19 protein-coding genes and 1 tRNA gene are annotated in these 26,025 nt (G+C 59.0%); 18 read left to right on the forward strand and 2 right to left on the reverse strand.

The features are described from left to right. Positions 1-36: 36 nt before the first annotated feature. The gene (locus tag O3675_RS03700; protein WP_371571041.1) at positions 37-594 is read left to right on the forward strand and encodes a 2'-5' RNA ligase family protein; all 558 of its coding nucleotides are present in this window, start codon (positions 37-39) and stop codon (positions 592-594) included. 146 nt (positions 595-740) lie between these two features. Here the strand turns inward: O3675_RS03700 and O3675_RS03705 are convergent, their stop codons facing one another. Both O3675_RS03705 and O3675_RS03710 read right to left on the reverse strand, forming a co-directional pair. Then, complete coding sequence (locus O3675_RS03705) at positions 741-2,099, reverse strand: hypothetical protein (protein WP_371571044.1); 1,359 nt, start codon at positions 2,097-2,099, stop codon at positions 741-743. A gap of 299 nt (positions 2,100-2,398) precedes the next feature. Further along, positions 2,399-3,508 carry a mannose-1-phosphate guanylyltransferase gene (locus O3675_RS03710; RefSeq protein ID WP_012904083.1) on the reverse strand — a complete coding sequence of 370 codons (1,110 nt, stop codon included), beginning with the start codon at positions 3,506-3,508 and terminating at the stop codon, positions 2,399-2,401. A 347-nt stretch (positions 3,509-3,855) separates the two neighbouring features. On the opposite strand from O3675_RS03710, the gene sdhC reads away from it, so the two are divergent. The 17 genes from sdhC to O3675_RS03795 all read left to right on the forward strand — a co-directional run bounded on the left by sdhC (position 3,856) and on the right by O3675_RS03795 (position 25,915). Next, positions 3,856-4,314 (forward strand): succinate dehydrogenase, cytochrome b556 subunit, encoded by a 459-nt coding sequence (sdhC, locus tag O3675_RS03715; protein WP_005506819.1) that lies wholly within the window; start codon positions 3,856-3,858, stop codon positions 4,312-4,314. A 3-nt stretch (positions 4,315-4,317) separates the two neighbouring features. Beyond that, on the forward strand, positions 4,318-4,803 hold the full coding sequence (locus tag O3675_RS03720) for a succinate dehydrogenase hydrophobic membrane anchor subunit (RefSeq protein WP_049338686.1): 486 nt from the start codon (positions 4,318-4,320) through the stop codon (positions 4,801-4,803). Between the two features lie 51 nt (positions 4,804-4,854). Further along, positions 4,855-6,618, forward strand: coding sequence for a succinate dehydrogenase flavoprotein subunit (gene sdhA / locus O3675_RS03725; RefSeq protein ID WP_005506821.1), 1,764 nt, complete (start codon positions 4,855-4,857; stop codon positions 6,616-6,618). Between the two features lies 1 nt (position 6,619). Beyond that, positions 6,620-7,408 carry a succinate dehydrogenase iron-sulfur subunit gene (locus O3675_RS03730; protein ID WP_005506828.1) on the forward strand — a complete coding sequence of 263 codons (789 nt, stop codon included), beginning with the start codon at positions 6,620-6,622 and terminating at the stop codon, positions 7,406-7,408. 242 nt (positions 7,409-7,650) lie between these two features. Further along, positions 7,651-8,901, forward strand: coding sequence for an amidohydrolase (locus tag O3675_RS03735; RefSeq protein ID WP_303944198.1), 1,251 nt, complete (start codon positions 7,651-7,653; stop codon positions 8,899-8,901). A gap of 249 nt (positions 8,902-9,150) precedes the next feature. Beyond that, complete coding sequence (locus O3675_RS03740) at positions 9,151-13,032, forward strand: ornithinee aminotransferase (protein ID WP_371571050.1); 3,882 nt, start codon at positions 9,151-9,153, stop codon at positions 13,030-13,032. Positions 13,033-13,120: 88 nt separating this feature from the next. Then, complete coding sequence (locus O3675_RS03745; RefSeq protein WP_070676099.1) at positions 13,121-13,867, forward strand: MazG family protein; 747 nt, start codon at positions 13,121-13,123, stop codon at positions 13,865-13,867. A gap of 371 nt (positions 13,868-14,238) precedes the next feature. Further along, a complete protein-coding gene (eno, locus tag O3675_RS03750; RefSeq protein ID WP_005506838.1) occupies positions 14,239-15,519 on the forward strand; it encodes a phosphopyruvate hydratase in 1,281 nt (426 codons plus the stop codon). A gap of 355 nt (positions 15,520-15,874) precedes the next feature. Continuing rightward, a complete protein-coding gene (locus O3675_RS03755) occupies positions 15,875-16,783 on the forward strand; it encodes a beta-1,6-N-acetylglucosaminyltransferase (RefSeq protein WP_005506839.1) in 909 nt (302 codons plus the stop codon). Positions 16,784-16,884: 101 nt separating this feature from the next. Continuing rightward, positions 16,885-17,529: a septum formation initiator family protein gene (locus O3675_RS03760; protein WP_371571055.1), complete on the forward strand. Its 645-nt coding sequence runs from the start codon at positions 16,885-16,887 to the stop codon at positions 17,527-17,529. Positions 17,530-17,613: 84 nt separating this feature from the next. Beyond that, positions 17,614-18,213 carry a DUF501 domain-containing protein gene (locus O3675_RS03765; RefSeq protein WP_049341514.1) on the forward strand — a complete coding sequence of 200 codons (600 nt, stop codon included), beginning with the start codon at positions 17,614-17,616 and terminating at the stop codon, positions 18,211-18,213. 152 nt (positions 18,214-18,365) lie between these two features. Continuing rightward, positions 18,366-19,319, forward strand: coding sequence for an exopolyphosphatase (locus O3675_RS03770; protein ID WP_371571059.1), 954 nt, complete (start codon positions 18,366-18,368; stop codon positions 19,317-19,319). A gap of 63 nt (positions 19,320-19,382) precedes the next feature. Then, on the forward strand, positions 19,383-21,017 hold the full coding sequence (locus tag O3675_RS03775; RefSeq protein ID WP_371571062.1) for a S8 family serine peptidase: 1,635 nt from the start codon (positions 19,383-19,385) through the stop codon (positions 21,015-21,017). Between the two features lie 459 nt (positions 21,018-21,476). Then, positions 21,477-22,862 carry an NAD(P)/FAD-dependent oxidoreductase gene (locus O3675_RS03780; RefSeq protein ID WP_005508952.1) on the forward strand — a complete coding sequence of 462 codons (1,386 nt, stop codon included), beginning with the start codon at positions 21,477-21,479 and terminating at the stop codon, positions 22,860-22,862. A gap of 261 nt (positions 22,863-23,123) precedes the next feature. Continuing rightward, a tRNA-Leu gene (locus O3675_RS03785) sits at positions 23,124-23,197 on the forward strand. A 623-nt stretch (positions 23,198-23,820) separates the two neighbouring features. Then, positions 23,821-24,705 (forward strand): Cof-type HAD-IIB family hydrolase, encoded by an 885-nt coding sequence (locus O3675_RS03790; RefSeq protein WP_070688359.1) that lies wholly within the window; start codon positions 23,821-23,823, stop codon positions 24,703-24,705. A gap of 199 nt (positions 24,706-24,904) precedes the next feature. Beyond that, positions 24,905-25,915: a Bax inhibitor-1/YccA family protein gene (locus tag O3675_RS03795; protein ID WP_049355870.1), complete on the forward strand. Its 1,011-nt coding sequence runs from the start codon at positions 24,905-24,907 to the stop codon at positions 25,913-25,915. The last annotated feature ends 110 nt before the right edge of the window (positions 25,916-26,025 follow it).

Genomic DNA, 26,025 nt, shown 5'->3' on the forward strand with positions numbered 1-26,025 from the left:
ACCTGCACGATTGAGATGACAGCACAAGAGAACTCTTTGAGCCCCACGACGGCTCCTGTATCCCCGACCCTGAAACCCGGTCGCCGCTACCTGAGCGTTATTGCGCACGTGAGCGGTGAGAATGCTCAGCGCCTGGAAAAGTGGAAGCGCGCGGTAGCCGGTGGTGCGGTGGCGCCTATCAGCACCCACGTGACCGTGTACCTGACGGAGCTGAACGAATCTCTATTGGCTGCGGTGCAGTCCCCGCAGTTCCGCGAGGCGCTGGACACCCCGCGTTTTGAGGCACGCTGGGGTTCGGTGCACTCCTTCCGCCCGGTCACCGAGGTGGAGTACCTGAACCTGGAGGCGGGTAGGGCCGAGTTCGAGCAGATTCACCAGAAGCTGGTTGAGCTATTCGGTGCCGGCGCGGCGTCCTTCCCCTATGTGCCGCACGTGACCCTGGGTCACGGCTTGAGTGAGGAGCAGGTGGCGAACGCCCGCAAGGTGTTTGACGCTCTGCCCGCCGAGCAGCGTACCTTCACCGTGGATCACCTGCACTGCTACTCCTACGATGGGCAGAACTGGGAAGAAATTGGGGGTCTGCCGCTGCGTTAGTAGCTGGCGCATAAACCCTGCATGCACAAAGAGAGATGCGACCGATAGGTTATCGGTCGCATCTCTCTTTATGTTTTCGCTAGGTTTATCTCAGCGTGAGAGCCCTAGCGGGAGTGGCCCTCGTGAGGCTCGCCAGACTCGCCGGATTAGTGTGCGTCAGCGGAAGCCGAGCTGTGAGCTTCTGCGCCGTGTGCCTCTGCCTCAACCGGTGCAGCGTTCGCAGAAGAAACACCCAGGATCTCGTTCGGGGTCTTCGGAAGCTCCACGCTCATCAGTTCCTTCGGTGCTGCCGGGTTCGACAGGGACACCGCAATGAGCTTCTTGGTTGCCGGGTCGGTCACGTAGGCGGTCTTACCGTCCACCCACAGTGCCGGACGCTCGTCCTGCCACGTCTCAGACTCGGTCCACGCCTCCATGAGCTGTACGGAGCCCAGCTCGGCGCCGGTTGCAGGATCGAAGACGCGCAGCTTACCGTCGGTGGTCAGTAGCAGCGCCTCACCCTGGGGACCGCGAGCCAGCGAACGGAAGGTGTAGCTCACGCCAGAAGGCAGGGAGTAGACGGTGCGGGTTGCCGCAACGGTGTCGATAATGGAGAACTTCTCGGGGCGCTCCAGCTTAGCGTCCTTGTCGGTCTTGTAGTCCGCCAGAACGTACTGGGAGTCAGCCTTACCAGCCTGGTTGCCGGAACGCGAGTACGGGTCCTCGGGGTTGGTGATCTTGGTGAACTTGCCGTCCTTGTAGACTAGCGCGCCGTCGGTGCAGCCGATGGAGAACGCGCCGTCCTTGGCGATGGCTTCACCGTGAACGCCGGGGCAGGCGGGGCTCTCGGTGACGGTCTTGCCCTGAGCATCCACAACAGCGGCGCCGGTGCGGGTCTTCGAGTCGCCGACCGCTACCAGGTACTGGTCGTTGGGCAGCGGGATTGCGAAGCCGTGGTGCGGCTTGGGCAGGGTGACGGTGGTGGTGTCCAGGGAGGCCGCGGTGCGCTTGTCCTGGGTCAGCTTCGCCGGGTCGTACACGGCGAAGGAGCCGGTGCCGTCAGCGAAGGCCGCAACCCTGCCGTTGTCCTTGATGACGTGACCGGTATGGTCAGCGGCAAGAGACAGCGAAGACAGAGACGGGGCGGTGGTGTAGTAGTGCGAGTGATCGCCGTGCGCTACGGACCACACGCCGGTGTCCAGGAAGGTGTAGCTGTTGCCGTCGGCCACGACGAGGTGGCGGTTATCGCCGGCATCGGAGAGGCGCAGGAATCCTTCCTTGGGGATGTCTGCGAGCAGCTTCATGTCCTTGGCGTCATAGACGAGCACGCCGCCGTCGTAGGTGATGGCCACGCGGCTGGCAGCGCCCTTGCCTTCGGTGATAGGGGCGGGGGTTGCGCTCGCGGAGGTGGAGGCGCTGGGGCTGGTCTGGGCGTTCTGGGTGGTCTGGGAGCCGCATGCGGTCAGGGCGAGTGCGGCTACTGCGCCGAGTGCGCCGGCACGGGTGAGGAAAAACTTACGGGTCATGTGCATGCACCAAGATTAACATGAGAATGGTTCTCTATAGTGGTTGATCCTTGGCTCGTATCAGAGTCTGGAAGTGCAATCTGCGCGGGGTGTGTAAGGTATTCTGCCCCTGCCCAGCCGAAGGAAGTGTCCTTTTGTGCCCCCACTAGGTGAAAGCCTTGAATCGACTCGCGAAATGGCTCATCAGGGCATAAAAAACCGGCTCCCTTCCGAAAAGAAGAGAGCCGGTTTCTAGAGGTGTCTTTTGCTCGAGTAGGGTTCAAGCGCCTACTCGGAGCTAAACATTTAGGGCTAAAAACTTAGAGGAGGTTGTTCAGGCCTCGCGCCTTGACCTCACCCACTGCATCCTTGACAGCCTGTGCCTTGGAGCGCGGAGCGACCAACAGGGCGTCGGGGGTGTCCACCACAACGATATCGTCGAGGCCAAGGATAGAGATCTTGCGGTCGGTATTCGCGACAATAATGCCGGAACAACCGTGGTTGATAACGTTATCCTTCTCGCCGAGAATGGTCAGCTCTTCGCCGCTCTTCTCGGTGTTCAGGCGTGCCACAGCGTCGAAGTCTCCCACATCGTCCCAGCTGAAGGAACCGGGAACCATTGCAACGTCGCCCGCTGCCGCAGCGGGCTCAGCCACAGCGTAGTCGATAGCGGTCTTGGGCAGGGTCTCCCAGACGCGGTCCATAACAGCCTCACGCTCGGGGGTGTCCCAAGCGTTAGCAATTTCCATGATGCCCGCGTACAGCTCGGGCTCGTTCGCCTCGAGGTGCTTGAGCATCAGAGCCGCCGGTGCCACGAACATGCCTGCGTTCCAGGTGTACTCACCGGAGTCCAGGTACTTCTGTGCGGTAGCGGCATCGGGCTTCTCCACGAAGGTGTCCACAGCCTGAGCGTTGGGGGCGTCCTCAATACCCAGGGACTCGCTGGCGTGGATGTAGCCAAACGCGCTGGAGGGCTCGGTGGGGGTAATACCGATGGTGACAATCTTGCCGGTTGCCGCGGTGATGACAGCTTCGGTCACCACACGGTGGAATTCATCCACGGGGCTGATCACGTGGTCAGCTGCGAAGGAGCCAATGATGGCGTCCGGTTCGCGGCGGTGGATGATAGCGCAAGCCAGGCCGATAGCTGCAGCCGAATCCTTGGGGGAGGGCTCCAGTACCAGGTCAGCGGCACGCAGTTCAGGAATCTGCTGGGTGACCGCATTGGCGTGCGAAGTACCGGTAACCACCATGACGGAACCGTTGCTGAGATCGATGAGACGGTCGTAGGTGTCACGCAACAAGGAATTGCCCGACGAGGTGAGGTCGAGCAGGAACTTCGGGGCGTGCGCGCGGGATAGAGGCCACAAACGCGAGCCAACACCGCCGGCGGGAATAAGCGGGCGGAATCGAGTGAGTGCAGTATTCATCGCTTCAAGAATAGCGGGTCAATTTGTCATATATCGAATTCTTTTAGGGTTTAAACAAAAAGTGTCAGATGGCTCTCATTTAGGCGATGTTTGAGGTTAGGTTAAGGTAAGTCCCGCACAAACACAGGGAAGTAGGCGATATCGCAATAAAAACATGCTCTAATTCCCTTTTAGAACCTGTAAAAAAACCCTAAACAGGGTGTCAGTAAGCTGTGAATTTACCTGATATCTTGGAAGTAACAGACGAACAAAAAGCAGTCGGTGAGCACACAGTCATGCCCGGAAGCTGAGGATCACAATGACCCCTCAGAACCCGGAAGCTCGCCGTCGCAGCAGGAGGTTATTCAGTGTTGAATGGTTCTAAAGGAACCCTCTACCGCGGCCGCTGGGGCATGTGGTCCTGGGTTGCTCATCGCATTACCGGTATCGCGATTTTCTTCTTCCTTCTTGTACACATCCTAGATACTGCCGTCGTGCGTATCTCCCCGGAGGCCTACAACGGTGTACTGAGCCTGTACAAGAACCCCATCATGGGTCTGGGTGAGACCGCGCTTGTCGCCGCCATCGTCTACCACGCGTTCAACGGTATTCGCATTATCCTCATTGACTTCTGGGGTAAGGCAACCAACTCGCACGTGGAGCACATCCAGGCGAAGAACAAGGACGGCAACGTCGAAATCAGCCAGAAGGCAACCTACACGCACATCAAGATTCTCTGGGTTGTGCTTTTCCTCTGGGCAATCACCGTTGCGGGCTTCGCAGCGCGTCACCTGCCGATCGTTTTCTCGCACATGGGAGGTCACTAAACTATGGCTACTCCGCTTAAGCCCCGCACCTATGTACCCCGTCTGCGTGACAACCGCATCGACGGTGTGAAGTACAACCGCTCCTCCTCCAAGCGCAACAACTTTGAGATGTTCGCTTGGCTCGGTATGCGCCTGTCTGGCGTTGTACTCGTCGTGCTGATTTTCGGCCACCTCTTCTCCAACCTCATGGTCGGCGACGGCATCCATGCCATCGACTTCGGCTTCGTGGGCGGCAAGTGGGCAAACCCCTTCTGGCAGGTCTGGGATCTGCTGCTGCTCTGGCTGGCTATGCTGCACGGCGCAAACGGCATCCGCGTCATCATCGATGACTACGCTGAGAAGGACCGCCTGCGCGTTTGGCTGAAGATCATCCTCTTCGCAGCATGCGCATTTGTCCTGCTGATTGGTACCCTCACCATCTTTGCGTTCGACCCCTGCCCCTCCGGCGCAGCGGCTGAACTGCTCCCCAGCTTCTGCTCGGCACGCTAACGGCGACGTATCCGAGACAAACGAAAACATCTAAAACACAGAAAGAACATCATGCAGGTACATAAGTACGATGTAGTGATTGTCGGTGCCGGCGGCGCAGGTATGCGTGCCGCCATTGAGGCCGGCCAGCGAGTTCGCACCGCGGTACTGACCAAGCTATACCCCACCCGCTCCCACACCGGCGCGGCACAGGGTGGCATGTGCGCCGCTCTGGCTAACGTTGAAGAGGACAACTGGGAGTGGCACACCTTTGACACCGTCAAGGGTGGCGACTACCTGGTCGACCAGGACGCAGCAGAAATCATGGCTAAGGAAGCTATTGACGCTGTGCTCGACCTGGAAAAGATGGGTCTTCCCTTCAACCGAACCCCCGAAGGCCGCATTGACCAGCGCCGCTTCGGCGGTCACACCCGTGACCACGGTAAGGCTGCTGTGCGCCGCGCATGCTACGCAGCTGACCGTACCGGCCACATGATTCTGCAGACCCTCTACCAGAACTGCGTTCGTCACAATGTGGAGTTCTACAACGAGTTCTACGTTCTCGACCTGATCCTGGTCAAGGACGAAGAGGGCAAGCCCCGCCCCGCCGGCGTCGTCTCCTACGACCTGGCAACCGGCGAGGTCCACGTCTTCCAGGCTAAGTCCGTGATCTTCGCATCCGGCGGCTGTGGCAAGATCTTCAAGACCACCTCCAACGCACACACCCTCACCGGTGACGGCATGGCTATCGCTCTGCGTGCAGGTCTGCCCCTGGAGGACATGGAATTCGTTCAGTTCCACCCGACCGGTCTGGCTGGCCTGGGCATTCTCGTCACCGAGGGTGCTCGTGGTGAAGGCGGTATTCTCCGTAACGCTGACGGTGAGCGCTTCATGGAGCGCTACGCACCCACCATTAAGGACCTCGCACCCCGCGATATCGTGGCACGTGCAATGGCAAACGAGGTGCGCGAAGGCCGCGGCTGCGGTCCCCACAAGGACTACGTGCTGCTGGACCTGACCCACCTGGAGCCCTCCCACATCGACGAGAAGCTGCCCGATATTACCGAGTTCGCTCGTACCTACCTGGCAGTGGAACCGCACCACCAGCCCATCCCGGTGTTCCCCACCGCGCACTACGCAATGGGCGGTATCCCCACCAACAACGAGACCGAGGTCTACCACAACAGCGAAGAGACCATCCCCGGCCTCTACGCAGCTGGTGAGGTTGCTTGTGTGTCCGTCCACGGTGCAAACCGTCTGGGCACCAACTCCCTGCTGGACATCAACGTGTTCGGTAAGCGTGCAGGCCGCAAGGCAGCAGAGTACGCAGCATCCGCTGAGTTCGTGCCGGTTCCGGACGACGCTGCAGATCGCGTTCTCAACATGCTCAACGGCATCCTCGAAGGCAAGGGTACCGAGAAGGTCGGCGCTATCCGCGCAGACCTGCAGAAGGCTATGGAAGCTGACATGCAGGTGTTCCGTACCGACGAGACCATCCGCGCAGCACTGGCAACTATCGCTGAACTGGAAGAGCGCTACAAGAACATCGCCATCCAGGACAAGGGCAAGCGCTTCAACCTCGACCTGCTCGAGGCTGTTGAGCTCGGCTTCCTGATTGAGCTGGCAAAGGTCATGTCCGTTGGTGCGCTGCACCGTAAGGAATCCCGTGGTGGTCACTACCGTGAGGACTTCCCCAAGCGTGACGACGTTAACTTCATGAAGCACTCGATGGTCTACCTCGACCCCGAATCCGAGTTTGAGGGTGTCAAGGGTCTGCGATTCGAAACCAAGCCCGTTGTCTACACCCGCTACGAGCCGAAGGAGCGTAAGTACTAAAATGGCTGAAAACGAACTCCCCGAACCGGAATCCGTCAAGCTGTTTGAGGGTATGACCGGCGGCGACTCCGACTCCATCCCCACCTACGATGTGGTCATCAAGATTCGTCGCTACAACCCGGAAGTTTCCTCCGAGGCATACTGGGATGAATTCCCGCTGACCATGTACCGCACCGACCGCGTGCTGGATGCTCTGCACAAGATTAAGTGGGAAGTAGACGGCTCCGTCTCCTTCCGCCGCTCCTGTGCACACGGCATCTGCGGCTCGGACGCAATGCGCATCAACGGCCGTAACCGTCTGGCTTGCAAGACCCTACTGAAGGACCTTGACCTGTCCAAGCCGATTACCGTTGAGCCCATCAAGGGTCTGCCCTGCGAGAAGGACCTCATCGTTGACATGGAGCCCTTCTTCCAGGCATACCGCGAAATCATGCCGTTCTTCATCAACGACTCGAACGAGCCTGAGCGTGAGCGCCTGCAGACCATTGAGGACCGTGCACGTTTCGATGACACCACCAAGTGCATCCTCTGTGCAGCATGTACCTCGTCCTGCCCGGTCTTCTGGACCGACGGTCAGTACTTCGGCCCCTCCGCTATCGTGAACGCACACCGCTTCATCTTCGACTCGCGCGATGATGCAGGCGACCTGCGTCTGGAGATCCTCAACGACAAGGAAGGCGTATGGCGTTGCCGTACCACCTTCAACTGCACCGAGGCTTGCCCCCGTGGCATCCAGATCACCAAGGCTATTGCCGAGGTGAAGCAGGCAATCCTGAGCCGCTCGCTCTAATCTGAGTACGCGGTATCAGCTGATACAGCATTGACGATTCAAGCCGTCACCCACACCGGGTGGCGGCTTGAATTGTTTGACAGAAAAAGTCTGATGGAAATGATGGCACAGAGCATTTTCAGGGGCTTCGGCGTGCACAAAAACTCTTCACAATCTGTCATAAAGTCATAGATATTCTCGAGGGCTGTCAGAAAGGGGGAGCGGGTAGGTAAACCCCGGCGGGCGGCGTTATTCTACTGTGTATGGTTTTCGCTAATTCTCGCTACGATTTGTCCACCCCTGTCTTCGACGACTGGGTGGAGCGCATGATGGGTACCCTCGTGCAGTTCCGCCGCGAAGTGCACGCCAACCCGGAGCTTTCCTTCCGTGAAGTGGCGACCACTGAGCGCCTCATGAATCGACTGCGAGAAGCCGGCATGAACCCCGTTGCTTGCGAAGGTACCGGCTGCTACGTAGATATCGGGAGCGGCCCCTTCGCTGTGGCTCTGCGCGCCGATATTGACGCTCTGCCCATTGTTGAGCAGACCGACCTGCCCTATGCTTCTACCGTGCCCGGCGTGATGCACGCCTGCGGTCACGATATTCACCAGACCGTCATGCTCGGTGTGGCGCTGGCACTGCACGAGCTGAACGAGAAGACCCCGCTGGGCCGTAGCGTCCGTATTCTCTTCCAGCCCGCTGAGGAGCAGCTGCCCGGCGGTGCGGTGCAGATGATTTCGCAGGGTCTGCTGAAGGACATTCCGCGCGCCTTTGCTCTGCACTGCGACCCGAAGGTGGACCTGGGCCAGATTGGTACCCGTATCGGTGCGATTACTAGCGCATCCGACACCATCAAGATTCACCTGAGCGGTCACGGTGGCCACACTTCTCGCCCGCACCTGACCGAGGACCTCATCTACGCGATGAGCCAGATCGCTGTGCAGGTTCCCGCCGTGCTGACCCGCCGCACCGACGTGCGTTCGGGCGTGCTGGTCGCCTGGGGACAGGTCAGTGCCGGCGTTGCTCCCAACGCTATCCCCGCCGAGGGTTACTTGGCGGGCACCATGCGTTGCCTGGACGTTGAGGTATGGCGCCAGGCAGGCAACCTGCTGGACGAAGTGATTGAGCAGGTCGCTGTGCCCTTCGGCGTGACCGCGCGTGTGGAACACATCCGCGGTGTGCCGCCGGTTGTGAACACCGACCTGGAAACCACCATGCTCGAGAATGCGGCCCGCGCCGAGCTGGGTGAGGATTCCATCGTTTTGGTGGAACAGTCTATGGGCGGCGAAGACTTCGCGTGGATGCTGCAGGAAGTTCCCGGTTCCATGTTCCGTCTGGGTACCCGTGCCCCCGGCGACCCCACCTACGATTTGCATCAGGGCGATTACGCCCCGAGCGAGCAGGCGATCGGCATTGGTGTGCGCGTCATGGCGGCAACCGCCCTGCGCGCCGTCCGTTTTGAGTTGGCGAAGGCTGCGAAGGCGGCGAACCCCATCCGCGATGAGGCACGCTAAAGAGCTTCTCGAAAAGCTGATGAGCCAGGCTTGAAAGTACGACTATATAGCCGTATCAAGCCTTGAAAGCTGTACAAGTTTCACCCCGTCACCTCTCACCGAGTGACGGGGTGAAACTCTATGCACGCGATAGAATTAAAAGGATTATGAGGACATTTGCGTTCTGATCTCAACCCCGTGCCCACACACCCTCGGGGGATGAAGGAGATGGCGCATCATCACACGGCGCACGCCGGAGGAGGACACCCAATGAGCTTCTTTGGAATCGGCAAGAAGAAGTTGGATGAACAGTCGCGCGAAGAACAGAGCGCCGAAACTACTGAGGTTCAGAAGGAACAGGCAAGCGAAGACGCTCCCAAGAGCGCACGACTGAGCCAGAAGATTATGGAACAGCAGCAGTGGGAGGACTCCCTGCGCCGCTTCGTGAAGTCTGAAAGCGCACGCCACCAGAACCAAGATGAAGAGCAGAACGAAGAGCACCGCGCTGTTGAGGATCTCAAGCGTGCCCTCCTGCACGGCGATGAGAAGGCTGAAGAATCTTCCGCTGCTGATGAGCTGACCGAGGAACAGGCGGAGGAGCAGGAGCGTCGTAGCCTGCTGGCGGCGCTTGGCGCTTTCCCCCAGGAATCTGAGGAGCCTGTTGAGGCCGAGCAGGTCGCTGAGGTCCAGGACGTTGAAGAAGAAGCCGCCCCGGTTGCTGAGGTTGCTAAGCCCGCTACTCCCGCGTTCCTGCGCGATGACGAGGAAGGCGCTGGTGAGGGTGCATCTGCCGAGGCTGAGGAGCCGAAGGATGCCGCAGAGGATGCGCGCTCCCAGTTTGAGGAGCACCTGCGTGCTGTGCGTGCCCAGAACACCGAAGATGCTGCCTCTGAGGATACTGCCGTTGAGGATGCGGAGGCCGATGCAGATACTGCAGACGAGGCAGAGAGTCACGAAGAGCTTGAGGCTGTCGAGGCTGTTGTAGATGCTTCCGAGAACAAGTCTGAGAACGCTCATTCTGCATCTGAAGCTGAGGAAATTCTTACCGTTGAAGATATGAATGCAGCCCGTACCCATGCCGCCGTGACCGAGGCGCAGAACGCCGGTCTGGACGACCTGGCGGCAGCCTACGCGGCACGCCTGGGCATCACCTTGGACAGCGAAGAGGAGACCTTTGTCGAGGTATCTTCCGATGAGGTGATCGCTGAGGAAAGTGCTACTGACGAGGCAACTGTTGAGGCACCGGAGCCCGCTGAAGCTACTGAACCTGTTGAGGACACTGATGTGTCTGAGGTATCCGCAACTGATGCTGAGACTGCTGAAGACTTCGAATCCGAGGAGACCGTTGACCTCACCGCAGGTGCAGAAGAAGTTGTAGAGCCTGCAGCCGCTGCTGAGGAAGAGCCGATTGAGGCTGTCGTTGAGGCGCCTGAGCTGCTGGCATCTGAACTTACTGAGGAAGAAAACGCGGTCTCTGACGAGACCGAGCTGCTCTCCGCTGTATCCGTTGAGGAGAAGCGTGATGTGTCCGTCTCTGAAGCGCCCGAGGCTAAGGACTTCGACGCTGAAGAAGAGAACACCGCAGAGCTGATCTTCGACGCCTCCGCTGTGGAAGAGCCTGCTGCGGAAGAAAACGCTGTCGAAGAAACTGCTGCGGTAGAAACCGAAAAGGAGACCCCCGCACCGGTAGTAACCGCTACCGAGGTTGAGGACTCTGAGCTTGAGGACTCCGCGGCTGAAGGTACCGATTCTGCGGAAGACGAACCCGCCAAGAGCTCCTCTGTAGCTCCTGCGCTTGCCGCTGTTGCCGCCCCCGTAGTTGTTGCAGCTACCGTTGCCTCTGCCGCAAAGACCGAAAAGGCTGAGGAGAAGGCTGAAGAGGGCACCTCTCAGGGCGTCGCGCTGACCGCAGAAGGCATCGATAAGAAGGAAGCAGAGAAGCACGAGTCTGCTACTCGTGAAGACTCCGCTGAGGAGCCCGTTGCTGAGCTGAAGGAAGCCGAGCAGAAGCTCAGCGAAGACGAAGCTGAACTGGTTGCCGAATCCATCATCCTGAGCGAGCCCGTTGAGGGCGCGGCAACCCTGCCCGCTCTCCCCGCGCAGCGCGCTCTCCACGGCCTCGCGGAGCTCATGCGCACCCGCGGTTCGGGCACCATGAGCCTGGAACTGCGCCAGGTTGATGAGGATATGCACTACCGTCTGCTACACCGCGGTCGTGAGGTTGAAACCGGCATTGTCGTGCCTGGCGTTGACTGGTTTGCACCCGTTGCGGCACTGTACACCGAGGCTCAGCAGGCCGGCGCAACCTGGAACCGTGCGGCTGTCTCTTTGAAGCCGCGTCTGGGCGACGGCCTGGAGGTTCACGCATCGTACCTGGGTGCTGTGGACGGTCAGACTATTAGCGAGAGCTTCCTGCTGGAAGGTGCTGCCGCTGAGGCTAAGCCCGTTGCTACCGCTGAGGCCGCTGAGGCTACCTCGCAGGATGAGCCTCAGGAAGCTGCTGTTCAGAGCGTTGACCCGATTGAGGCTGAACGTGAGGCTATCGAGCGTGAGCTGGAGGCTGAACTCGCTGAGAAGCAGGCTGCGAACGAGGCTGAGGTAGCTGCCGATGCTGCTGAAGAGCCTGTAGTTGAGACTGCTGAAGAGGGCGCCTCCGCGGGTCTGCTGACCGCTGCAGGTCTTGCCGTTGCCGGTACTGCAGTGGCTGGTTCTGTTGCTTCTGCACAGGAGAAAGACGACGTAGAGGAGACTGTTGAAGCTTCCGACGAGCCTACCCAGACTGAGTTTGTGCCGGTTGAAGCTGAGTTTGAGCACGACTACGAGAATGACCCTGTCTTCGGCGCGGCTACCGTAGAGCCCGAAACTGAGCAGGTTGAAGAGTCCGCCGCTGAGGCAACCGAGGTATCCGCAGAGGACTCTGACGAGCCCAGCGAAGATATGGAAGCCGCCCTGGCTGCCATCGTTGCCAACGCTCAGAAGAAGCTGGATGCTGAGGAAGTTTCAGCTGTCGAGGAGCAGAAGGCTGCCGCCCCCGTGGTTGCAGAGTCCTTCACCCTGGACCGCACCCAGCCCGTTGAAGAAGCTGCAGATGAGCCGGTCGTAGAGAAGGCTGAAGAGCCCGCACTGCCCGCGTTCCTGGATGACTCTGAACTGCTGCCCGAGAAGGAAACCTCCGCTGCTTCCGCTGAAGAGCCCTCCGAGGAACCTGCCCTCGTAGACGTTGAGCCTGCCGCTGAGAGCGCATCTGTGGCTCCCGGCCTGGCTGGTGCTCTTGCCGCAGCTGCCGCAGTGGGCACCGCAGGTGTCGCTGTGAAGGCTACCGAGGCAAAGGCATCTGAGGTATCTGAGGCAAAGGCTACCGGCGCTCAGGAAGAGCCCGCTGAGAAGGTCGCTGAGCTCAAGACCGTTGAGGTGACCCCCGCGGCTAAGATTGCTGAGGCTCCCGCAGCGCTTGCGCCCGCCTCCGAGGCCGCCGCTCAGACTGCACCGGTAGCGCCGGCAGCAGAGGCGGCACCCGCTGCGGCGACCACCCCGGTTGCCCTGCCGGAGAGCACCCCGGCAGGTATCTCTTCCAGCATCTCGGCATCCGCGCTGAGCGAGCTCAACCAGCTGCCCACCATCGTGGCTGAGCCGGACACCCCCTCCGCCGCGGTGCAGAGCCCGCTGGTTCCCTCGGAGACTCAGCTGGCAGCTGGCAACCTGGTTCTGACGGAGGCTCAGGTCGCTCAGCGTCTGGCGCCGGTCGTCGAGCACCTCTTCGGCGAGAACGGCACCGCAAAGGACGCCACTACCGTGCTGATTCGTGTACGTGCCCTCGGTTCCTACTACGACGCCCTGACCCACGTGCGCCGCAACGGCTTCTGGGAGCAGGTCCGTACCTTCGAGCTGATTCCCGAAACCCTGCTGGACATTCCGGCGCTGAAGACCGACTCGTACAGCGAGGGCGAGGGCTCGCCGCTGGCTATGAGCCTGACCTTCACCCCGGGCGTGCCGGTTCAGGCGGCATTCGATTATGCGAACGAGCAGGCGTTTGTCACCTACCCGCGTCCGCTGGATGCTGAGCGTTACGTTGAGGAGCTGCGCATGTTCCCGCGTCTGGGTTCGAAGATCCCGGCTCATATGACGAGCGCGCTTTCGCACTGGAACCTCTAAAACCTTGTAAGGTGCGCCGCGCCGGCTCCCCGTGTGGGGGTCGGCGCGGCGTGCTATGTTTGTCATTTTTTCGATGAGGAAGATTGTTATGACTGATACCCCTAATACTCCTGAGGCTTCTGCGGTGCAGAACGTTCAGGACACTGCCGCCCGCGCGGCTGAAGCCTTTGGCACCCTGGTGGAAACCATGGCGCTGTTGCGCGCACCGGGCGGTTGCCCGTGGGATGCTGAGCAGACTCACGCCTCCCTCATCCGCTACCTGGTGGAGGAAGCCTACGAGGTTGTCGAGGCGGTAGAAACCGGCGGCGAGCCGAATATGCCGCTGTTGCGTGAGGAGTTGGGCGACGTGTTGCTGCAGGTGGTGTTCCATTCCGATATTGCTGCGGCAAATCCGCAGGGCTTCGACATTGTGCAGGTGGTTGAGGGCCTGGTGCAGAAGCTTCGTTCGCGCCACCCCGATGTGTTCGCGGCTGAGTCTGAGGGCTCTTCGGAGGCGCCCCGCACCGCAGCTGAGCAGCAGGCGGCGTGGGATGCGTTGAAGAAGAAGGAGAAGAGTGACCGTGGCGCGCTGGACGGTATTCCGCCGCATCTGCCGGCGCTCGCTATGGCTGAGAAGACTGCTGTGAAGGCACGTAAGGCGGGTATTATTCTGCCGCCGGAGCCTACGAGCATGGAGGACGACCTGCGCTATATGCACACTGAAGAGGAATTCGGCGAGCTGCTCTTTGCGTTGGTGAGCCGCGCACAGCGTAATGGTTTGGATCCGGAGCGTGCCCTGCGTTCGTACACTCGTCGCTATATTGCTCAGCATACGCATGATGAGCCGAGCTATTAGAAACGGTGGTTGAGTTCTTCTGTGAGGCGCTTTGAAATCTGTTCTCTGAGGGAATAAGAGGTTTCAAAGCGCCTTCTGTTTGTTTGGGGTTGTGTTGGGCAGCCGTGAGGATGCTCTTGGCACATACCCCGGCATTTGGGCTCATGTTGTGCTTTGGTCGAGTACCCACACCCTCCCAATGTGGGGGAGTGTGGGTCTTGTTCCGCTTTGTAGCGCCTGACTAAGGGTTATTTAGACCTTCAATAAGGCAATAAAAAAGCGGTGGCAACTAGTGTGTTTGTGTGGGAGTTTTGCTAGAATTTAGGGGACGCGACTTGTCCACTACCGGGTGAGCCGTTCACATCCTTGACATCTCATAAGGAGAACAATTCATGGCTGTTATTACCGCAGTTCACGCACGCCAGATCCTGGATTCCCGTGGCAACCCGACCGTTGAGGTTGAGGTTCTGCTCGAAGACGGTGCTTTCGCACGCGCAGCTGTGCCCTCGGGCGCATCCACCGGTGAGTGGGAAGCTGTTGAGCGCCGCGACGGCGACAAGTCCGTATACCTGGGCAAGGGTGTTCTGGGCGCAGTGAAGTCTGTTATCGAAGAAATCGCTGAAGAGGTCATCGGCATTGAGGCTTCCGACCAGCGCGCTGTTGACGCAGCCATGATTGCTCTGGATGCAACCAACAACAAGGGCAAGCTGGGCGCAAACGCAATCCTGGGTGTCTCCCTGGCTGTTGCTAAGGCAGCTGCTGAGTCCGCTGATCTGCCCCTGTACAAGTACCTCGGCGGCCCGAACGCTCACGTTCTGCCCGTCCCCATGATGAACATCCTCAACGGTGGTTCTCACGCAGACTCCAACGTTGACATCCAGGAGTTCATGATTGCTCCCATCGGCTTCGACAACTACTCTGACGCTCTGCGCGCAGGTGTTGAGGTTTACCACTCCCTGAAGTCCGTGCTGCACGACCGCGGCCTGGCAACCGGCCTGGGCGACGAGGGTGGTTTCGCACCCAACCTGGAGTCCAACGCAGCTGCACTGGACCTGATCGTTGAGGCAATCGAGAAGGCTGGCTACAAGCCGGGCGAGCAGGTTGCACTGGCACTGGACGTTGCATCCTCCGAGTTCTACAACGACGGTGCGTACGAGTTCGAGGGTCAGAAGAAGTCCGCAGCTGAGATGAGCGCATACTACGCTGACCTCGTTGCAAAGTACCCCCTGGTTTCCATCGAGGATCCCCTGGATGAGAACGACTGGGAGGGCTACAAGACCCTGACCGAGCAGATCGGTGACAAGGTCCAGATCGTCGGTGACGACCTGTTCGTGACCAACCCCGAGCGTCTGGCTCGCGGTATCGAAGAGGGTGCAGCTAACGCTCTGCTCGTGAAGGTGAACCAGATCGGTTCGCTGACCGAGACCCTCGACGCAATGGAGCTGGCACAGCGCCACGAGTACCGTTGCATGGTTTCTCACCGTTCCGGTGAGACCGAGGACGTCACCATCGCTGACCTGGCTGTTGCAACCAACGCTGGCCAGATTAAGACCGGTGCTCCCGCACGTTCCGAGCGCGTTGCTAAGTACAACCAGCTGCTGCGCATTGAGGAAGAGCTGGGCGAGGCAGCTGTTTACGCTGGCAAGTCCGCATTCCCCCGCTTCAAGGCATAATGACGCTTGAAAGCTTATAAAGGGATGCTCTGCTGAACTTCCCTGAACAGGCCGGGTCAATCCTGATACATCGTGAGCTAATTCATCACGTCATGTATTGTGGATTGGCCCGGTTTTTCCTTGTCAGAGGCATATAATCTTGGTATATACTCACTCACACTTCATACTTTCAATTGGTTTAATGCGTCAATTGACGACTTAAACCTATGAGCTAACTGGTGCTCTCTGCTCGGCTACTCGGGTCGTACCTGACTATATCGTGATGTGATTCATGACAGATAGTTACGGTGCGGCCTTATTTTTATGCCATGATAGGGCACCCAAATCTTTCCACTCAATTTCTTAAAGGACTGTCATGACTGTATGTTTTATGATTCTTGCCCATTCGCGACCTCAGCAATTTCTTGAACTAACCAGAATCATTAAAAATTCGGGTGGAGAAACAGTCGCTTTTATTGATAAAAAAGCTAATTTGCAGGAATTTGAAACTGCTGATGCTCATTTTGTAAGCCGCCGGTTTAACGTTAACTGGGGAGGTTATTCCCTGACACGTGCTATGCAGGTTCTGCTGCGTGAGGCTCTGCAAACCTACCCCGACGCTCATCACTATATTTTCTTGTCAGGCCAAGATTATCCGGCTCGTCCGCTCACTGAATACATTGAGTACCTAGGCCGAGAAGAGAACCGTGACCGATGCTGGATGAACTTCTACGCAATGGCACCTGGTACTCAGTTCTATACTGTTTTGAAGTACCCGCGTTCCTACGACTTGAAGGCGCGTTTGGGCAATAAGGTGTACGCCCTGGTTCAGAAACTTTGGGACGTATACTACTCTCGTCGGCCTCGCATGAAGTATCCGGTGCAGTTTTACCGTGGCTCTTCTTCTTGGGTTGTTTCTCGTGAAGGAGCGCTGGCAATGGTGAAATTCCTTGATTCCAATCAGGGTAAAGCTATGCAGAAGTTCTTGCGGAAAACCCACGTATCTGATGAGATTTGGGGTGCTACTGCTCTCCTGAATTCTTCTGCGAAGGAACATGCTACCAACTGGGATACCGATGGTCAGCTTGTTCCTGGAACTATGAAGGAAGAGAACAAGGTTTACCACCATTACATTGATTGGGATCCTGAACGCGAGAACCCTGCTCTTCTACATAGCGGTGACCTTGAGAAGATTGATGCGTCAGGCAAGTGGTTCATCCGAAAAGTTGATGCTGAAAAATCGCAGGATTTGCTCGATATTCTGCGTCAACGACAGATTCTATAATCCTCAGATTCTGCCTCACCCGTGAAGAAAAGTGGTGCTACAAACCCGGTAGAATATGAAGGAAGCGCTTAGCGGTACAGAACGGAACGAAGGATAGAGCAATGAGCCAGCGAGCAAACCAGCAGACCCGGTCGCACTCTACGAGTTCCACTGCACCCGCTCAGGGTGCTACCGCCTCCAATGCGCCGCGTGGCGCCGCTAAGGAAGCCCGCACCTCCCTGATGAAGAAGGCTAGTGCCCTTTTCTTCGGTGTGGGCTTGAATCAGCGCCACCCTGAGCGTGAACGTCAGGCGCAGGCTCGCCGTGAGGAGCGTGCTCGCCGCCGCGCCGCAGCCCAGCAGGGCAGTGAAGAGGGCGGATACGACGCCCCCGTGGCGGCTCATATGTTCTCCGGTCGTAGCTTCCTGACCGCTGTTGTGGTGGGCGTGATTGCGCTCGGTACCGCATACCCGGTGGTCACCTACATTGACCAGGATCGGGAAATCAAGCAGATCAACGCGCACATTTCCCAGTTGCAACAGGAGAACGCCCAGCTGAAGGCGGAGCAGACCTGGTGGAACGACGACAACTACGTTCGCCAGCAGGCACGTAGCCGCCTCTACTATGTGAACCCCGGCGACACCCCCTACGTGGTCACCGGCATTACCGAGGATTCCACGAAGGCGGACGGTACTTCTGCGAATGCGAAGAACGCACCCGAGGAAGCCTGGACTACCAAGGTTTGGAATTCTCTCGAGAAGAACTAGCCCCAGCTGCCGGCAGTAACCCTGCCCGTGCAGACACCCGGCACAAGTGGACGAGGTGACCCCTCGTTCCAGAAACTTAGGATTATGAGCACCGAAAACACCATTGAAGAGCTGAAGGCACGCACCCCCGGCGGCTTCGGCGTAACTGTTGAAACCCTGACCCCCACCGAGCAGGACATCCGTGTTCTCTCCGCGCAGCTGGGCCGTAAGGTCCGCGACGTGATTGAGATTCCGGCACGCTGCGTGTGCGGCAACCCGCTCGTGGCTGCTACCGCGCCGCGCCTGAGCAACGGCACCCCCTTCCCGACCGTGTTCTACCTGGCGCATCCGGTGATTACCGCTGCGGCTTCCCGTCTGGAGGCGGGCGGTCTGATGTACGAGATGACCGACTCTCTGGCTGAGGACGCGGACCTTGCGGCACAGTACGCTGCCGCGCACGAGAACTACCTGGCTGAGCGTGAGCGCATCCGCCTGATCAGCGGCACCGAAGAGGTCCCGGAGATTGACGGCATCTCTGCCGGCGGCATGCCGACCCGCGTGAAGTGCCTGCACGCCGTTATCGGCCACACCCTGTCGGTGGGTCGCGGCGTGAACCCGATGGGTGACCGCGGCCTGGACGCTATCGCCGAGTGGTGGACCCCCGAGGTCTGCTCCTGCGACCCTGCGTGGCGTGAAGAAGCCTAAATATTGATTCTGGTGCGCCCGCATCGTCGTCAGCGACGGTGCGGGCGCATAATAGATAGAAGAAAGAGCGCCGAAAAGCGAAAATTTTTCGCCTGCGGCGCTCGCGTTGCCTTTGGCACTGATTGGTATTGAAGACCTGAAAGGAACCCACCGTGCGCGTTGGTGCGATTGACTGCGGTACGAACTCTATTCGCCTGCTGATTGCTGATTCCACTACTGAGGTGGTGGACGGGGTCGAGAAGACCGTCCTGAAGGACGTTGTGCGCCAGATGCGCATTGTGCGTCTGGGCCAGGGTGTGGATGCGACCGGCTGGCTGGCGCAGGAGGCACTGGACCGTACTTTCGCTGCGGCTCGTGAGTATGCGCAGCTGCTGAAGGAGCACGGCGCTGATTCGGTGCGTTTTGTGGCGACCAGTGCGACCCGCGATGCGGGTAACCGTCAGGTGTTCGTGGATGGTATCCGCGAGATTCTGGGTATTGAGCCCGAGGTGATCAGCGGTGATGAGGAAGCTGCTCTGTCCTTCGCTGGTGCGGTGCGCGCTGTCGGTTACGGCGACGGTGACACCCTGGTGTTTGACCTGGGCGGCGGTTCGACTGAGTTCGTGCTCGGTGACGAGTCGGGTGTGAAGGCTTCCCGCAGCGTCAATATTGGTTGTGTGCGTCTGACTGAGCGTCACATGATGAGCGCCCCGTCGACTGACTCGCAGATTGCTCGCGTTGAGGCTGATACTGACGAGGCTCTCGAGGCGGCGCGTAAGACGGTGCCCCTGCAGGATGCGCGTCGCGTGGTGGCTGTGGCTGGCACCGCGACCACTGTGGCTGCCGCCGCCCTGGGTCTGGACCGCTACGATTCTGAGGCTATTAACGCTCAGAGCTTCTCGGTGGAGACCGTTCAGAAGACCGCCCGCTGGTTGGCTTCGCTGAGCCGTGCCGAGCGTGAGGAGCTCGGCTACATGCACCCCGGCCGGGTGGATGTGATTGGTGCCGGCGCGACGATTTACGCCCGCATCCTGACCCGTCTGAATGAGATGACTGATGGTGCCGTGGATTCGGTGACCGTCAGCGAGCACGACATTCTGGACGGTATCGCTCTGTCCCAGCTGTAGGCTTGAGCGCTCGCGCCGTGAACCGATGGTGGTTCACGGCGCGGCTCAGCTTGAGGAGTTTTAATGGTTCGTTCTGAGCATCTTCGTTCTGAGCATCGGCGAGGTATGCCCCTGACCGGCTGGTCTTTTGCGTCGTCTTGCGCCTGTGCGTCTCGTGTATTTGGTGTGTGCGCCTCGGTTGGTTCTGGCCGAGGCGCTACTCGCCGCGCCCGCAAGGTTGCAGCTTTGGGTGCCAGTGCCGCGTTGACTCTTCTGCCGTTGTGGACTCCGATGGCGCCTGCTGCTTGGGCGACGGACCCGACCCCTTCTGCTTCCCCGAGCCCGAAGCGGGAAGTGACGGCGACTCCTTCGCCGTCGGCTACTGCGGTGCCGAAGACTTCTGCAACTCCAAATAAGGGCACGTCGACCACGAATGGTGATGATGTTCGCCAGCGTGAGTATTGGCTGAACGAGTACGGTATTACATCCTTGTGGCCGCAGGCTACGGGTAAGGGCGTGACGGTTGCTGTGATTGATACGGGCGTGGATGGTACTCACCCGGATCTTGAGGGTAATGTTCTGCGTGGTTATGACGCCTCGGGTGTGGGCAGCGAGGACGGCTGGAAGGGCCTGGGTGCTGAGCCGATGCACGGCACGGAGGTCGCTTCTCTGATTGCCGGTCACGGTCACGATACGCAGGGCTATTCTGTGATTGCGGGTCAGCCGGGTAAGCCGACCGGTGTGATTGGTGTGGCTCCCGAGGCGAAGATTCTGCCGATTTCGCTGAATATGGGTACGACCGGTGGTAAGAGTATTGATGAGCAGATCCCGGCGGCGGTGCGTTATGCAGTCGACCACGGGGCTCAGATTATTAACATGTCGATTGGCTCGAATAAGACGAGCTGGCCGCAGAGCTGGGATGAGGCGTTTGCATATGCGGAGCAGAAGGGCGTGCTGATTGTTGCGGCTGCGGGTAACCGCGGTAGCGGCTTGACGCAGGTTGGTGCTCCGGCGACGATTCCTGGCGTGTTGACGGTGGGCGGTATTGACCGGAATAAGCAGGTTTCTGAGGGCTCGTCGACTCAGGGTATTTCGATTGCTGTGGTTGCTCCGAGTACGGATATGATTGCGGCTGCTCCGGGTAATGGGTACATGATTTGGTCGGGGTCTTCGGCTGCTGCTCCGTTGGTGACGGGGGTTGCGGCGTTGTTGAAGCAGAAGTATCCGAAGGAGTCGGCGGCTCAGCTGGTTCAGCGTTTGATTGCTTCGGCTGATGATGCTGGTGTGACGGGCCGTGACCCTTTGTATGGTTACGGTATTTTCAATCCGCAGGATGCGATGGCTTTGGCGGCGCCTACGGTGACGGCGAATCCGTTGGGTTCTATTTCTGAGTGGATTGCGGTGCACCGTAAACAGCAGGTGAGCGATCCGACTCCGAGTGATGCTGCGCCGGTCCATGAGGAGGGCGAGAGCATTGTGAAGGCGGCTGCGCCGGATGCGCGTCGTCCTCCAGAGGATCGTGGCTGGTTGCCGCCGGTGATTTTGACGGCGCTGACGTTGTGGCTGACGATTATTACGGCTGGTTCGGTGCATCGTTTGCATAGGATGCATGTGAGCGCGGGGCAGGCTGCGCGGATGGCTCGTGAGATGGCGCATCATCCGGGTTCCCATCGAGGTTCTGGTCGTGTGCAGAAGAGGTCTCGTAGAGCTTCTCGCTAAGCGGTGTTTGCCTGTGTTTTTCTCCTGTGCGGGAGCTTCTTCTGTTCGCCCGGGGCTGACTTTTGAGTTGGTCCCGGGCTATGTTCTTTGGGATCTGGCTTGAGACGGCGGAACACCCCAATAAACGAAAATATCGAATATGTTGCGCAAAAAACGGAAAGGGTATTTTTGACTGTAACCCGCATCACGAGATGAACTCTGTTCATATCTTCAAAACTTTTAACTTAGGCTCAGCTCAAAGGGACCATAGGTGCGAAATTACCTAAACAAAGGCGTAAAATAAAAGACAACAGGTATGTGATAGACAGGCTCGTGCTGCTAGCCACTTCGCGTTGCGCAAGGACTTCCAGAGCGGGCCGCTTTGTTCGTCAGGGGAGCTTTCGGAACGACCCGAAAGTTGCACATACCAACCTACCGGGGCTACCGAACCTCGGTACCTAAAGACTAGGAAGTAACAAAATGGCATTCACTAAGGTGGCACAGGACCGTCCTCGCGTCCTGATCGTCGGTGGCGGCTACGTCGGCTTCACCGTTGCTAAGAAGATCCAGAAGGCTATCAAGGAGACCGGTGGCGTCGTCACCATCGTTGAGCCGAACCCCTACATGACTTACCAGCCCTTCCTCCCCGAGGTTGCGGCAGGTTCCATGGAAGGCCGTAACGCAACCGTGCCGTTGCGTCAGCACCTGCGCGACACCGAGCTGATTCCCGGCCGCGTTGTCTCCATCGACCACGCAAACCGCACTGCTGTTGTTGAGCCCACCGACAACGGTGAGCCCTTCGAGCTGAAGTACGACGAGATCGTACTCGGTGCAGGCGCAGTGACCCGTGCATTCCCGATTCCGGGTCTGGCAGAGGTTGCTATCGGTCTGAAGACCATTGAAGAGGCAGTCTCCGTTCGTAACTGGGTTCTGGACCGCATCGAGGTTGCATCCATGCTGTCCGACGCTGAGGCACGCCGCCGCGCCCTGACCTTCGTCATCGTTGGTGGTGGCTTCGCTGGCGTTGAGACCATCTCCGAGCTCGAGGACATGGCACGCGTTGCTGTGGAGCGCAACGAGCGTCTCTCCGTTTCCGACCTGCACTTCGTCATGGTCGAGGCTGCACCGCGCATCATGCCCGAGGTTCCCGCAGACCGTGCAGAGAAGGTTGTTGCAGAGCTGCGTGCACGCGGCATCGAGATCCTGCTGAACACCTCCCTCTCCGACGCAACCGACGGCAACCTGCAGCTGATCAACATGGCTGACAAGTCCCCTGCAGGCGAGATTAAGACCGACACCCTGATCTGGACCGCAGGTGTGGCAGCATCCCCGATGCTGAAGAACACCGACTTCCCGATCGACGAGCGTGGCCGCGTTCGCGTGAGCGCAGACCTGCGCGTCACCGGCGACGACGGCGTGGTCGAGGGCGCATGGGCTGCAGGCGACAACGCAGCTGTTCCGGACCTCTCCGGCGGCGGCGTGGGCGGCTTCTGCGTTCCCAATGCTCAGCACGCTTCCCGCCAGGCTGTTGTTCTGGCTAAGAACCTGCTGGCTGCTCGCCGCGGCGAGCCCCTGACCGACTACTACCACGAGACCATCGGTGTTGTGGCAGGTCTGGGCCTGTGGAAGGGTGTTGCAAACTTCAAGGGCAAGACCATTGGCGGCCCGCTGGCATGGATCATGCACCGCGGCTACCACGGCTCTGCAATCCCCACCACCGAGCGTACCGTTCGCGTTATGACCACCTGGGCTCTGAACCAGATCTTCGGCCGCGACACCTCCTCGATTCGCCACCAGCGCTCCCCGCGCCTGGCATTCCAGGAAGCAACCGGTACTGCACCGGCACGCCAGAAGGCAAAGCTCTAAAATAGCCTGACTTAGGGGTATGCTCCCTGAGATAGCGCACTTGAGATAAAGCAAAGGGCGGTGTGGAAGACTTCGGTCTTCTGCACCGCCCGTTTTTGTGTCCGGATGCTCGCCAGCTGCCCGGCTTAGTCGCCCACCTGTGCTTTTGCGTGGTGATTGCTGTGGCTGAGCGTGGGGAACCGTTTGAAATGTGTTTCTGCTTAGGTTCGGGTGCGTTTTCGTGGAATAATAGGTGTTTGTGCCCCGAACTATGCGGGGTGCGCCCCCATAGTCCAATTGGCAGAGACAGAGGACTTAAAATCCTTGTGTTCTGGGTTCGAGTCCCAGTGGGGGCACTGCGTTGAGAGGCAATATAGAGCCGATAGGCATATATAAGTGAGCGGCGGCTCTTCCCGTGGGGGAGGGGCCGCCGCTTGCGTGTCTGAAGGTTTACAGGTTTGGGGTTTGCTGTTTGGAAGTTAAAAGGCGATGCCCCCGACCCATACTATCGGGGGCATCGTGGAGTGGCGGTGCGGGCTATGGCATTCCGCGCACTCTCTTCACCGCGGATAGAAGAGCTCGTCCTCTGCCGGAATCAGGACGGCTGGCGGTGAAGTCTGGTGAACCTGCAGGTGATTGCCTGCCTCGGTCATGTGTGGAGGCAGGAGGCGGTTCAAAGCTTACTTGCGGCGCGCGGTCACGAGCGCGTCGATGGAGAACTTGCCTGCGCCGCTGTATTTCGTGGTGTTGTTCATGCCTTCAAGCTTGACAAGTAAAGTTTTACACTTCAAGTAAGTCTAGTTTGTGGAGAAAAAGAGTGCAAAACAGGGGGTTTAGATGACGTTTTGTGACGGGGCTCCACGCCCTAAAACACCCGCGAACCGTCTTCCGGAGCTCAAAAAACGTGAGACCCTATAAAGAGACACAGCCACAGACGCACCCCTGCCTGAACGGGGGAGCAGAGTCAGAAAGGCACAGCATGCAGACTAAACCCTCCATCATTGCCGTCGATATGGACGGCACCTTCCTCACCGACTCCAAAACCTTCGACACCGAACGGTTCGCGCGCATCCTGCCCCGCCTGCAGGCGCATGGAATCCACTTCGTCGTGGCGAGCGGAAATACCCATGCCAAGCTACAGGACTATATGCGCGGTTTCGAGGACCAGGGCCTCACCTACATTGCTGAGAACGGCGCGTACCTCGCCGATGACAGCGGTCAGCTTGCCGTGCATCCCTTTGAGGAAGAGGATATCCCGCGCATTATTGAGGTAGTGCAGGGGCTGGACCAGATCGGTCTGCTGGTGTGCACCACCGAGGGTATTTACCTGCCCAAGGATCGTTGCGATCAGATTGTGCACATGATTCGCGGCTATTTTGAAGACACCGGTCAGGAGCTTCCCGAAACCCTCACCCTGGAGGACTTTGCGGCGTTCTTCTTCCCCGGCTCGGTCATGGTTGACTCTATTGAAGATTTTGAGGGTGCACCCATTAAGTTCCCGCTGCTGACTCCGCCTAAGCAGACGCAGCAACTGAGCGTCTACTTGCGTGAGGTTCTTCCGCAGACCGTTACCCCGATGGTCAGCGGCTTCGGTGCCATTGACCTGGTGCGCACCGGTGTCAACAAGGCGACCGGTCTGAAGGACCTGTGCGAGCGTCTGGATGCTGACCCTGCGGGCATTCTTGCCTTCGGTGACGGCGAGAATGACATGGAGATGCTCCGCTATGCGGGCTGGGGTGTCGCCATGTCTAACGCCCCGGAGGTTGTGCGGAATGCTGCTGACGAGGTGATCGGCTCGAACGAGGAGCAAGCAGTTCTGGATTATCTGGAGCAACTCCTGGATCGTTTGGAAGCTTCGCACTAGACGCTTCACAAAGAGGTGCGCCGGAGGGTCTGCATGCGGGGCGGTGTGGACTTGGGTGAACCTCAGGTAAACACCGCCCTGAAATATTCTGGCAAGGTCGCCAGATGCGCTTGCTGGTAACGAACAGCGCCCGTGAGCGCAGAATCTATCCGATAGAATTAACAAGAATTAGTTTTGTCCCCGTATGAAGGAGAGAATGATGGCGGGAAATCCGCTTCTGAATTCAATGACGAAGAATGCCACTCAGGGTGACTCTCGTTTCGGTCGCTTTGGTGCGCAGTCTCAGCAGAACAACCAGCAGGCGTACGGTCAGCAGCAGGGCTACGGCCAGCAGACTTACGGTCAGTACGGTCAGCAGTCCTACGGCCAGTACGGCCAGCAGGGCTACGGTCAGAACGCATACGGTCAGCCCCAGTACGGTCAGCAGCCCTATGGTCAGCAGTACGGCCAGCCCCAGTATGACCAGCAGGCACAGTACGGCCAGCCGTACGGTGAGGCTGACTACGGCGTAGCGGCTCCCACCTACTCGGAGCCCATTTCCGCAGGTGAGCGTCTGACCATGAACGATGTCATGGTCAAGACCGGTATCAACCTGGGTCTGGTCGCTGTCGGTGCCGCCGTTGCATGGCATGCACCGGTGCTGCTGCTCCTGGGCATGGTTGGCGGCCTGGTGCTGGGTCTGGTGAACTCCTTCAAGAAGAAGGTTTCCCCGGTCCTGGTCATGACCTACGCGCTCATGGAAGGCCTGCTGCTCGGCGGCCTGTCCGCAGTTGTGGATATGCGCTACCCCGGCGTGGCAATTCAGGCGGTTCTGGCAACCCTCGTGGTTGCAGGTACCACCCTGGCTCTGTTTGCGAACGGTAAGTTGCGCGCAACCCCCAAGCTGAACAAGATCTTCATGATTGGCGCTATCGGTTACATGGCGTACGGCCTCATCTCGATTCTGGGTGCGGGTATCTTCGGTTCCTCGCTGAACAGCTTCTCCATCGGCGGTATTCCGCTGGGTCTGGTTGTTGGTCTGTTCGCTGTTGCGCTGGCAACCTACTCGCTGCTGCTGGACTTCACCACCACCTCCGAAGCTGTGGAGGCTGGCCTGCCCGAGCGTGAGTCCTGGCGCCTTGCTTTCGGCCTGACCGCTTCTCTGGTCTGGCTGTACGTTGAGATCCTGCGTGTTCTCATGTACCTGGCAAGCATCTTTAGCAACGACTAAAGCTCACTTTGAGGCGGCGGTACCGTGATGGTGCCGCCGCCTTTGACGCTTTACTTCCTTGCTGTATCGAGGCGCGGGGGAGAGCACACAATAACAACACCACACACCGC

The sequence above is a fragment of the Rothia sp. 27098_8_27 genome (assembly GCF_041432805.1).
Lineage (GTDB): Bacteria > Actinomycetota > Actinomycetes > Actinomycetales > Micrococcaceae > Rothia > Rothia mucilaginosa.

Coding starts and splice junctions, on each gene's coding strand:
- O3675_RS03775 (WP_371571062.1), top strand. CDS start 19,383: ATGGTTCGTTCTGAGCATCTTCGTTCTGAGCATCGGCGAGGTATGCCC.
- O3675_RS03730 (WP_005506828.1), top strand. CDS start 6,620: ATGGCTGAAAACGAACTCCCCGAACCGGAATCCGTCAAGCTGTTTGAG.
- O3675_RS03765 (WP_049341514.1), top strand. CDS start 17,614: ATGAGCACCGAAAACACCATTGAAGAGCTGAAGGCACGCACCCCCGGC.
- O3675_RS03735 (WP_303944198.1), top strand. CDS start 7,651: ATGGTTTTCGCTAATTCTCGCTACGATTTGTCCACCCCTGTCTTCGAC.
- O3675_RS03705 (WP_371571044.1), bottom strand. CDS start 2,099: ATGACCCGTAAGTTTTTCCTCACCCGTGCCGGCGCACTCGGCGCAGTA.
- O3675_RS03720 (WP_049338686.1), top strand. CDS start 4,318: ATGGCTACTCCGCTTAAGCCCCGCACCTATGTACCCCGTCTGCGTGAC.
- eno (WP_005506838.1), top strand. CDS start 14,239: ATGGCTGTTATTACCGCAGTTCACGCACGCCAGATCCTGGATTCCCGT.
- O3675_RS03780 (WP_005508952.1), top strand. CDS start 21,477: ATGGCATTCACTAAGGTGGCACAGGACCGTCCTCGCGTCCTGATCGTC.
- O3675_RS03760 (WP_371571055.1), top strand. CDS start 16,885: ATGAGCCAGCGAGCAAACCAGCAGACCCGGTCGCACTCTACGAGTTCC.
- O3675_RS03795 (WP_049355870.1), top strand. CDS start 24,905: ATGGCGGGAAATCCGCTTCTGAATTCAATGACGAAGAATGCCACTCAG.
- O3675_RS03755 (WP_005506839.1), top strand. CDS start 15,875: ATGACTGTATGTTTTATGATTCTTGCCCATTCGCGACCTCAGCAATTT.
- O3675_RS03790 (WP_070688359.1), top strand. CDS start 23,821: ATGCAGACTAAACCCTCCATCATTGCCGTCGATATGGACGGCACCTTC.
- O3675_RS03740 (WP_371571050.1), top strand. CDS start 9,151: ATGAGCTTCTTTGGAATCGGCAAGAAGAAGTTGGATGAACAGTCGCGC.
- O3675_RS03710 (WP_012904083.1), bottom strand. CDS start 3,508: ATGAATACTGCACTCACTCGATTCCGCCCGCTTATTCCCGCCGGCGGT.
- O3675_RS03745 (WP_070676099.1), top strand. CDS start 13,121: ATGACTGATACCCCTAATACTCCTGAGGCTTCTGCGGTGCAGAACGTT.
- sdhA (WP_005506821.1), top strand. CDS start 4,855: ATGCAGGTACATAAGTACGATGTAGTGATTGTCGGTGCCGGCGGCGCA.